Below are 2,624 nucleotides of genomic sequence, written 5' to 3'. Positions count from 1 at the left end.
CCGCCGACGCGCAGGCGGTCTCCGCGGCGGTGCGCGCCGCGGGCTTCCAGGGTGCCCGCGGCTTCAACTACCGCAACGCCCCGGCGGTGGCCGCCGCCCGCGAGCTGATCGCCGCCGGTGAGCTGGGCCCGGTGACGCACGCGCGGTTCCGGCTGTTCAGCGACTACGCCGCCCATCCCGAGGGGGCGCTGAGCTGGCGTTTCGAGCGGGCGCGGGGTGGCAGCGGGGTGCTCGGCGACCTGGCCGCGCACGGCGTCGACCTGGTGCGGCACCTGCTCGGTGACATCGACGCGCTGGTCGCCGACACCGCGACGTTCGTGACCGAGCGGGCCCGGCCGACCGGCGCGACCGCCGGGCACAGCCGGGCCACCGGCGGCGAGCTGGGCCCGGTGGAGAACGAGGACTACGTCTCCAGTCAGCTGCGGCTCGCTTCGGGGGCCCGCGTGGTGCTGGAGGCCAGCCGGGTCGCGGTGGGGCAGCAGAACAACTACGGCTTCGAGGTGCACGGCACGCGCGGCTCGGTCGCCTGGGACTTCCGGCGGATGGGCGAGCTGAGTGTCAGCGCCGGCGACGGCTACCAGGACCTGCCGGTCCGGACCGTCTACGTAGGACCGGAGGCGGGGGAGTATGCGGCGTTCCAGCCGGGCGCCGGCATCGCGATGGGCTACGACGACCTGAAGGTCATCGAGGCCTACCACTTCCTGCGGTCGATCGCCGAGGACGAACCGTACGGCGCGACCCTCGACGACGCCGTGCACAGCGCGCTGGCGCTGGACGCGATGGCCCGGTCGGTCAGCAGCGGCGCCTGGGTGCGTCTGCGTTAGCCGGTGATGCGGCTCAGCCACTCGTCCAGCAGTGCCCGCTCCGCGCCGGACAGCTCCGCGAGCTGCGGCAGCGCGGCGCGCAGAGCAACGGCGTGGCCGGTCACGCCGTCGTGGCCGGCAGCGGGGGAGTCCGTCGTCACGGTTGCGATGACCGATTCCCGGGCCAGCGTGGACAGGGCCGGGTCGCGCTGCTCCGGGAGCATGCTGATGAGCTGGAAGGTCATGCCGGCGCCGGCCGAGTGGATCAGGTGCGCGGCGCGTTCCTCGCTCACCCGCAGGCGGCCGGCCTCCGCGATGCGGCGTATCTGGCCGGCCAAGATCACCGCGGCCTCGCGTGCGGCCGGGGACTGCACGCCGGGCCGCGGTTCGCCGTAGATGAGCGCGTAGTACGCCGGGTTCTCCACCCCGAACGCCACGTGCAGGTCCCAGCCGCGGCGCAGGTCCTCGACCGGGTCGTCGCCGGGCTCGAGGGCGGCCTTGCTGCGCAGGTAGGTGGCGAAGCCGTGGCTCGCGACCGCGTCGAGCAGGCCTTGCTTGTCACCGAAGCTGCGGTAGATGGTGGGTGCCTGGACGCCGGCGGCCGCGCTGACCGCCCGGGTCGACACGGCCTCCCGGCCGCCCTCGGTGAGCAGGGCGGCGGCTGCCTCGATGATCCGTTCGCGGGTGGTCGGCGCCATGTAACAACGATAACACTGGGCTGTTAGCGCCTTGGCGTTAGCGGTGATAACGTGGTTACGTTATCGACGTCAACGGGCACATGAGGGAGTCACCATGACCGACAACCGGAACCGCGTCGCGATCGTCACCGGCGGATCCCGCGGCATCGGCCGCGCGGCCGCCGAGCGCCTCGCCGCCGACGGGCAGAGCGTGGTCATCGTCTACGCGGGAAACAAAGTCGAGGCCGAGAAGACGGTGGCGGCCATCGAGGCCGCCGGCGGCTCCGCAGTCGCCATCCAGGCCGACGTGGCCGACGAGACGGCCGTCCGGGCGGCCTTCGACCTGGCCGAGCAGCGGTACGGCGGCATCGACGTGGTCGTCAACGCGGCCGGCATCATGCTGCTCGCGCCCGTCGCCGAGCTGAGCCTCGACGAGCTCGACCGGATGCACCGCACCAACATCCGCGGCACCTTCGTGGTGGCGCAGGAGGCCGCCCGCCGGGTCCGGGCCGGCGGCGCGATCATCAACTTCTCCACCTCGGTGACCCGGCTCCACCTGCCGACCTACGCGGCGTACGCGGCCAGCAAGGCGGCCGTTGAGGCGATCAGCCCGATCCTGGCCAAGGAACTGCACGGCCGCGACATCACCGTCAACGCCGTGGCGCCCGGCCCGACCGCGACCGCGCTGTTCCTGGACGGCAAGGACGAGGCGACGATCGAGCGGATGGCCAAGATGAACCCGATGGAGCGGCTGGGCCGGCCGGAGGACATCGCCGAGGTGATCTCGTCGCTGGCCGGCCCGGCCCGCTGGATCAACGGCCAGACGATCTACGTCAACGGCGGCGTGGCCTGACACCACCACCGAACCCGCGACGCGGCAGCGGAACGCCGGTCAGGCGGCGGCCGGGACGCGGCGGGCGCTGCGGGCCGGGAGGGCGTTCTCCGGCAGGACGACCCGGGCAGCCTCGGCCAGCGCCTCCGCGTTGGCCACCTCCTGGCGCAGGCTGCGCACGGCGGCGGTCGCGATGTCCGACGCCTGCCAGGCGGCCTGCTCGGCGTCCAGCGCGTCCTGGTAGGCGCTGAAGCGGTGAGTCACCGCGGCCCGGGCGAGGACGAGCTCCTGCTCGACCGGGTGCAGGGCCGG

General features: G+C 73.4%; 3 protein-coding genes and 1 pseudogene. 2 read left to right on the top strand and 2 right to left on the bottom strand.

Annotation, left to right across the window (positions count from 1 at the left end):
- On the top strand, positions 1-824 hold an 824-nt coding region (locus tag AB0C29_RS42785; RefSeq protein WP_360833301.1), incomplete at its 5' end, for a Gfo/Idh/MocA family oxidoreductase.
- On the opposite strand, the gene AB0C29_RS42780 is transcribed toward AB0C29_RS42785, so the two are convergent.
- Positions 821-1,501 carry a TetR/AcrR family transcriptional regulator gene (locus AB0C29_RS42780; protein WP_360833299.1) on the bottom strand — a complete coding sequence of 227 codons (681 nt, stop codon included), beginning with the start codon at positions 1,499-1,501 and terminating at the stop codon, positions 821-823. The two genes, AB0C29_RS42785 and AB0C29_RS42780, sit on opposite strands and share 4 nt — an antisense overlap.
- Before the next feature lie 94 nt (positions 1,502-1,595).
- On the opposite strand from AB0C29_RS42780, the gene AB0C29_RS42775 reads away from it, so the two are divergent.
- Entirely contained in the window at positions 1,596-2,333 is a 738-nt protein-coding gene (locus tag AB0C29_RS42775; protein ID WP_360833297.1) for an SDR family oxidoreductase, read from the top strand.
- 39 nt (positions 2,334-2,372) lie between these two features.
- On the opposite strand, the pseudogene AB0C29_RS42770 reads toward AB0C29_RS42775, so the two are convergent.
- Positions 2,373-2,624: pseudogene (locus AB0C29_RS42770) on the bottom strand (hypothetical protein); the annotation flags it as partial.

It is taken from the genome of Actinoplanes sp. NPDC048791, assembly GCF_040650095.1.
In the GTDB taxonomy this organism is placed as follows: domain Bacteria; phylum Actinomycetota; class Actinomycetes; order Mycobacteriales; family Micromonosporaceae; genus Actinoplanes.
This window is presented reverse-complemented; position numbering and strand designations above follow the sequence as displayed.